General features: G+C 46.1%; 7 protein-coding genes and 1 pseudogene. 2 read left to right on the forward strand and 6 right to left on the reverse strand.

The window, feature by feature from the left end:
- Positions 1-160: 160 nt before the first annotated feature.
- From F6K52_RS30015 to leuB, 6 genes are all read right to left on the reverse strand, one after another.
- Complete coding sequence (locus F6K52_RS30015; RefSeq protein WP_293087408.1) at positions 161-343, reverse strand: hypothetical protein; 183 nt, start codon at positions 341-343, stop codon at positions 161-163.
- A gap of 29 nt (positions 344-372) precedes the next feature.
- The gene (accD, locus tag F6K52_RS30020) at positions 373-1,305 is read right to left on the reverse strand and encodes an acetyl-CoA carboxylase, carboxyltransferase subunit beta (RefSeq protein ID WP_293087411.1); all 933 of its coding nucleotides are present in this window, start codon (positions 1,303-1,305) and stop codon (positions 373-375) included.
- A gap of 57 nt (positions 1,306-1,362) precedes the next feature.
- On the reverse strand, positions 1,363-1,584 hold the full coding sequence (locus tag F6K52_RS30025; protein ID WP_293025401.1) for a hypothetical protein: 222 nt from the start codon (positions 1,582-1,584) through the stop codon (positions 1,363-1,365).
- Positions 1,585-1,877: 293 nt separating this feature from the next.
- Complete coding sequence (locus F6K52_RS30030) at positions 1,878-2,711, reverse strand: A24 family peptidase (RefSeq protein WP_293087414.1); 834 nt, start codon at positions 2,709-2,711, stop codon at positions 1,878-1,880.
- A 75-nt stretch (positions 2,712-2,786) separates the two neighbouring features.
- A complete protein-coding gene (locus tag F6K52_RS30035; protein WP_364420410.1) occupies positions 2,787-3,050 on the reverse strand; it encodes a hypothetical protein in 264 nt (87 codons plus the stop codon).
- A gap of 389 nt (positions 3,051-3,439) precedes the next feature.
- A complete protein-coding gene (gene leuB / locus F6K52_RS30040) occupies positions 3,440-4,528 on the reverse strand; it encodes a 3-isopropylmalate dehydrogenase (RefSeq protein WP_293087417.1) in 1,089 nt (362 codons plus the stop codon).
- Positions 4,529-5,073: 545 nt separating this feature from the next.
- Between leuB and F6K52_RS30045 the strand changes: the two genes are divergently transcribed.
- A complete protein-coding gene (locus tag F6K52_RS30045) occupies positions 5,074-6,024 on the forward strand; it encodes an ABC transporter ATP-binding protein (protein WP_293087420.1) in 951 nt (316 codons plus the stop codon).
- A gap of 57 nt (positions 6,025-6,081) precedes the next feature.
- Positions 6,082-6,412: pseudogene (locus F6K52_RS30050) on the forward strand (ABC transporter permease); the annotation flags it as partial.

Raw genomic sequence — 6,412 nt, forward strand, 5'->3', positions numbered from 1 at the left:
CATCACGGCAGTTAAAACTGCCGTGTCGCGTTTCTTTGAAGTTACCGTAAGAGTAGTGGAGCCTTATTTACAAGATTTAACCCTTTTACCCATAGCCGACTAACCATAAAGGCTCCACTACTCTAAGGTTTCGTCTCCTCCCCGGATTAAAATAGCGGGGCTACCACGCTCCCGCGTACTTCCGTGTAGGAGTTGTGGGGGCAAGAGGCAAGAGGCAAGAGGCAAGAGGCAACCCACCCCTAACCCCTCCCAGGAGGGGAAGGCAAGAGGCAAGAGGCAAGAGGCAAGAGGCAAGACGGAATATTATCAAACCATCTGACTCCCCATCTCCCCATCTCCCCATCTCCCCACACTTCCCACACTCCCTAATTCCTACTCCCTACTCCCTACTCCCAGCTCAGAAGTCCCTACTGCTTCTGGCAGGGAAACCGCTACCGGTATAGTAGGCTGGGGTTGATGGAGGCGAATCAGTTGGGCTAGGGTTTTTTTCAACTGGGTGCGAGGTACAATGGCATCAACGAAGCCGTGGTCTAGCAGATATTCAGAGGTCTGGAAATTATCGGGCAGCTTTTCTCGTAGGGTCTGCTCAATCACTCGTCGTCCAGCAAATCCAATTAATGCCTTCGGTTCCGCTATGATAATATCTCCTAACATGGCGAAACTGGCGGTCACTCCACCAGTGGTAGGATGAGTTAGCACTGGAATGTAGAGTAGTCTGGCTTGACGATGGCGTTCCAAGGCACCAGAGATTTTGGCCATTTGCATCAGGCTTAACATCCCTTCCTGCATTCTGGCTCCACCAGATGCACAAACAATTACAACCGGTACCTGTCGCTTGGTTCCTTCTTCTATCAAACGAGTCAGTTTTTCCCCAACTACGGAACCCATACTACCGCCCATGAACCGGAAGTCCATCACTCCCAAAGCAATGGGCAAATTCTCTAGCTTACCGGTGCCAGTTTGTACCGCATCTGTGAGCTTGGTTTTTTCTTGGCTGTCTCGCAAACGATCACTATAGGATTTGCGATCGCAAAACTTCAGGGGATCCGTCGGATGTAGGTGTTCATCCAGTGATATCCAGGTCTGATGGTCAATCAGCTGGCGGATCCGCTCGTCACTAGGGACTCGCATATGATGGCCACATTCACTGCAAACCATTTGATTAGCTTGCAGGTCTCTGGCGTAGGATAGAACTCCGCAAGCTTCACACTTTTTCCATAGCCCATCAGCAATCTCCCGTTCTTGAGGTTGTTTAGGGGTTGGTTCAATTTTTCGTCTATTTGCAAACCAATCGAATAAAGACATAAAAATTTCTTATCCTGTTAACGTATTATCTAAATTTTTTTAGCTATGATTTTATATTTATGATTGTCCTGCCTGCTCTTCTTCTGGGGAACTCAACAACAGTAAGGCTGTCCATTGATCTGGTGAGCGAACTTGTAAAGCCGCAGGACTACCTGCACCTAAATAAGACATGATCCCAATATCAATAATCCGACTTGGGATATCATGAGCAGCTAGCACCTGCTGCATCAGCTCGGCTTCCCAGCGAAGATTGGTAGTTCTGATTGTTATCCAAGACACAGGCCAATACCAATAGCACCAATAATAGTAGAGTTGTCAGAGCCGTTGAATTTGTTATTGCGATTTCATCTATAGTCTTATTTATAGGTTATACTTAGTTATAATTATTCTGATTAGTAGACAATTAGCTAAAATTTTATAATAGGTTAATTTTTATAGGTGTCCTATTATATAAGACCTTTATGCTTTCCCGTTTCAACATCTCAATTAAGATAGTGAACGAACATTATTCGACAGGTGCGACCAGTGGCGAATTTAATAATTAGATGGGAAAAGCGCACCTAAGATACTTTTTAGCTCAATGGGAAAAACAGTTCTAGGTAAGTGGACACTATTAATTTACCCCACAGTAGAGTCAATCCTGCTCCCAACCCTAGAAAAGGACCAAAGGGCATTGGCTGTTTGCGATTCATCCAACCGAGGGCAATGGCTGCGCCACCTGCAAAAGCCCCTACACCACAAGCGATGAAACTAGCCAATAGCAAATACTTCCATCCTAACCAAGCTCCCATCATCGCCGCTAGCTTAGCATCTCCTCCCCCCATAGCAGATTGACCAAAGGCAATCGAACCCCCAAAGGCAATCAGGTCAAACAACCAAATCCCTAGCACTGCACCTATCACCCCAGTCATGAAATGAGGAATTATTGCTATGGGTTGAGACCCCTCCAAAAAACCAGTAGTTCCTTGAAATACTAAACCAGCCACTAATCCAGACTGAGTTAGGGAATTCGGTAGGGTCATAGTATCGATATCAATCAGAGCCAGAGTCAACAGCCAGCTCAAAAATGCCCAATACCCTAGGGTTTGCCAACCCCAACCATAGATCCAGAAAACGAGTAAAAACAGTACACCTGTTATGGCCTCTACTAGGGGATAGCGGCTGGAAATCTTGGTATTACAGTGACGGCAACGTCCTTTTAACCACAGCCAGCCCATTACCGGAACATTCTCTCGCTTCCCCAGCTTATGGAGACAATGGGGACAGCGAGAGGGAGGCCAAAGGATGGATAAACCAGCAGGTAGTCGGTAAACGACTACATTGAGGAAACTGCCAATAGATGCACCACTAGCGAAAACTATTGCGAAAACTATCGACGTTGTCAAGGCAGCGGATACTTCAACCATATCCTGTATCACTTGCTAATTGCTATTGGTTACTACCATAAAACTAAGCCGTTTAACCGATTGACTTAATATTTATTAATAAAAATCTCCTTGTAGTTGACTCAAAGGCACAAAGCATTCAGTTGGTAGAAGGATAGGTTTATCACTAAAGATTAACTTTCCTCTGAGGGTATATCTGTCAATGGCTACACCAGATGGCTGTTCATCAAGGTATGGATGAACTTCGTAGTAAACCTGGTAGATGTGCTTAGCTGCTCTCAAAACCGTAGGGTCTAGCAGCTTCGGTAGCTCAAGCCGAGTTTGGTAGTTTTCTTGTCTTTGCTGTGATGTATACACCACACTTTTTACCCTATTATTTCAGTTTGACTTTAATGCAATCACGCCCTAACGGCAAGGGGGTATTTCCGCAAAAGCGATGCAGCGCGGTCTTGGGGAGCCAGTGCGGTCTTGGGGAGCCAGTGCGGTCTTGGGGAGCCAGTGCGGTCTTGGGGAGCCAGTGCGGTCTTGGGGGTTCCCCCCATGAGCAACTGGCGTGGTTCCCCCCATGAGCAACTGGCGTGGTTCCCCCCATGAGCAACTGGCGTGGTTCCCCCCATGAGCAACTGGCGTGGTTCCCCCCATGAGCGACTGCATCAAGACAGCGTACTGATTAACCAGGGGAAACCAACGGATTTTCCTGAGTTATGATAAGTAACAGCAGGTTTACCCGATAAAATCAAGGGATAAAATCAAGATTCTTCTAGGCACTGAATTAGGGACTCTCCCATAGCACGACAACCTAAGAGACTCATGCCTTCTGAGATGATATCTCCTGTGCGATCGCCTTTATCTAAAACCTTTACAACTGCTTGTTCAATGAAATCTGCTGCTTCAGGCTGGTCCAAGCCATAACGTAACATCATCGCAGCACTGAGCACCATCGCTAGGGGATTAGCTTTATCAAGACCCGCAATATCTGGAGCCGAGCCATGAACTGGTTCAAAGACTCCAGGGTTAGATTCGCTTAAACTAGCAGAGGGTAACATGCCAATACTACCGGTAAGCATAGCAGCAGCATCCGATAAAATATCCCCGAAGATATTACCGGTAACAATGGTATCAAATTGTTTCGGAGCTCTGACCAATTGCATAGCAGCATTATCCACGTATAGGTGAGACAGTTCCACATCGGGATATTCCGCTGCTAGGGTTATAATGCGATCGCGCCACAACTGGGAGACATCCAACACATTAGCTTTATCCACCGAACACAGTTTACCACCGCGTTTTTTAGCCGTTTCAAACCCTACTCTACCAATGCGGTCAATTTCGGCTTCGGTGTAAGCCATAGTATTGACTCCCCGTTTTTCCCCAGTTTCCTGAGAAAAAATTCCTTTAGGTTGTCCAAAGTAGATCCCACCAGTCAGTTCTCTAACCACCATAATATCTACCCCTTCAACCACGTTTCGTTTCAAGGTCGAGGCATCAATAAGTTGGGGGAATATTGTCGCTGGTCGCAGATTAGCAAACAAGCCTAACCCTGCTCTTAATCCCAACAATCCCGTTTCTGGTCGTTGGTGGCGCGGCAGATTATCCCACTTGTAACCCCCAATAGCAGCGAGTAAAACGGCATCACTATTGCGACATAGTTCTAGAGTATCACTAGGTAGGGGTTCATTAGTAGCATCAATAGCTACGCCACCGATTAGGGCTTCAGTAAATTTAAAATTAATATCGAATCGCTTACCAACGAGGTTCAATACATCTACAGCTACTGCCATGATTTCTGGGCCAATCCCGTCACCAGGTAGCAGGGTAATGCGGTAGGAGTAAGTCATAGTTAGTTTGGTCGATGCTTAAGTATAGGTCTGGTGGGTGCAAGTTATAGCGTTCGATACTATAGCATCTGGCCGGTGTATCAGGGTAATTTTTTGATCAGCAGAGTTGGCAAGCGATGCAGCGCGGTCTTGGGGAGGCAGTGCGGTCTTGGGGGTTCCCCCCATGAGCAACTGCCGTGGTTCCCCCCATGAGCGACTGCATCAAGACAGGGATATGTGAAGGGATGTAACCGATGTAACCGATAGATCAGACTTCGCAACAAGGTAACAGTCCGGAAGGAATCCCTAAGCTAGCGATAACTAATTAAAAATCAATAATTAAAATAATTCTAGCCAAGCTGAACCGCCCTAGGTCAACCCATAGATCAAGAATAAAGCGCTAGGCTGGAAAAAAAACCAACATCTGAATTTCCCTTTGCGGTGCGACCCCGCGCTTTCTTGGAAAGGCTAGGGAACTCGAACCAATAGGAGGCTTTGCTCTTATCCTCTATTGGCTCAGACAGACCTTAGTATTAGGTAATTTAAACAGCTAAAACCAGACTCTGATGGTAAAAGAATTGGCTATTGATATCCGTGGACTCACGAAGCAATTCGACCGGCATGTAGCTGTGCATGAGGTGGATTTGCAAGTGGAAAGCGGTGAAGTTTACGGCTTAATTGGACCGAATGGTGCTGGGAAAACCACCCTGATCCGGATGTTAGCTGCAGCGGAAGAACCTACCACTGGTGAGATTTACATCAATGGTCAGCGTTTGCTAAGAGATCAAAGCAATCCTAGGCTAAAACAGCGTTTAGGCTATCTACCTGATGATTTTCCCCTCTATGAAGATTTAACGGTTTGGGACTACCTAGACTACTTTGCACGTCTATATAAATTACGAGGCTCAAAACGCCGACAACGCTTATACGATGTTCTGGAACTAATTGAATTAACCAACAAGCGTAATAGTTTGATTTCTACCCTCTCCCGGGGGATGAAACAGCGGCTTAGCCTGGCTAGAACTATTATTCATGAACCGATTTTACTGCTGCTGGATGAGCCAGTCTCTGGTCTTGACCCCATTGCTAGAATGAAGTTTCGGGAAATTATTAAGGTTCTCCAAGAAGCGGGGATGACCATTCTAATTTCCTCCCATGTCTTGAGTGATTTAGCCCAACTGTGTAGCTCAGTAGGCATCATGGAATTAGGGTATCTGGTAGAAAGCGCACCCCTAGATGAGTTTTACCAGCGTCTTGGTCGCCAGCAAATTCTGTTGTCAAGCCTAGGTCAGCTGGATGTAGTTAAAGGGGAATTGAAAAATAATCCCCTTGTAGAAGACTGGGAAATATTACCAGAACCAGGTCGGATGCGGATTCATTTTTCAGGAGGTCAAGAGGATTGTGCACAGCTATTGCGATCGCTGGTTAAGGCTGGGATTCCCTTGACAGAATTCCAGTGTTCTCAGGAAGACTTAGAAACAATTTTCCTCAAATTAGGTCATCAGCAAGCATCATAGCTCGATCATAGCTGCATCATAACTAGACTAGGCCAGTAAAAGGAGACTAATAGCGATATGGCACTTAATAATTTAGTTAACCAACTTGGGGAATTGAATCCCCAAATGTTTCGAGAAGTCAAAGGGCGTTTCAAACAGCGCAATGTCCTGATTACAGTGGCAATATCCTTGATTGGTCAGTTGGTGCTGCTGATCGATTTAGGACTTGAGCTACCAGATGGCTTCGGAGGTTTTGAGATTAACTGGCCTCTATGGTGGCAAAATGTATTTGTTTGCCTGAGTCTTATCGGGATCTTCAGTTTGTTGGTGGTTGGCACCTATATGCTAATCAGTGACCTCTCCAAAGAAGAAAGTCGTGGCACCTTGAACTTTCTGCGCCTGGCACCTC

Origin of the sequence: Moorena sp. SIO3H5, from assembly GCF_010692395.1 — a bacterium.
Lineage (GTDB): Bacteria > Cyanobacteriota > Cyanobacteriia > Cyanobacteriales > Coleofasciculaceae > Moorena.

Excerpts from the sequence above, each read along its gene's own strand:
- F6K52_RS30015 (WP_293087408.1), bottom strand. The coding sequence starts at position 343 with ATGGGGAGATGGGGAGATGGGGAGTCAGATGGTTTGATAATATTCCGT.
- accD (WP_293087411.1), bottom strand. The coding sequence starts at position 1,305 with ATGTCTTTATTCGATTGGTTTGCAAATAGACGAAAAATTGAACCAACC.
- F6K52_RS30030 (WP_293087414.1), bottom strand. The coding sequence starts at position 2,711 with ATGGTTGAAGTATCCGCTGCCTTGACAACGTCGATAGTTTTCGCAATA.
- leuB (WP_293087417.1), bottom strand. The coding sequence starts at position 4,528 with ATGACTTACTCCTACCGCATTACCCTGCTACCTGGTGACGGGATTGGC.
- F6K52_RS30045 (WP_293087420.1), top strand. The coding sequence starts at position 5,074 with ATGGTAAAAGAATTGGCTATTGATATCCGTGGACTCACGAAGCAATTC.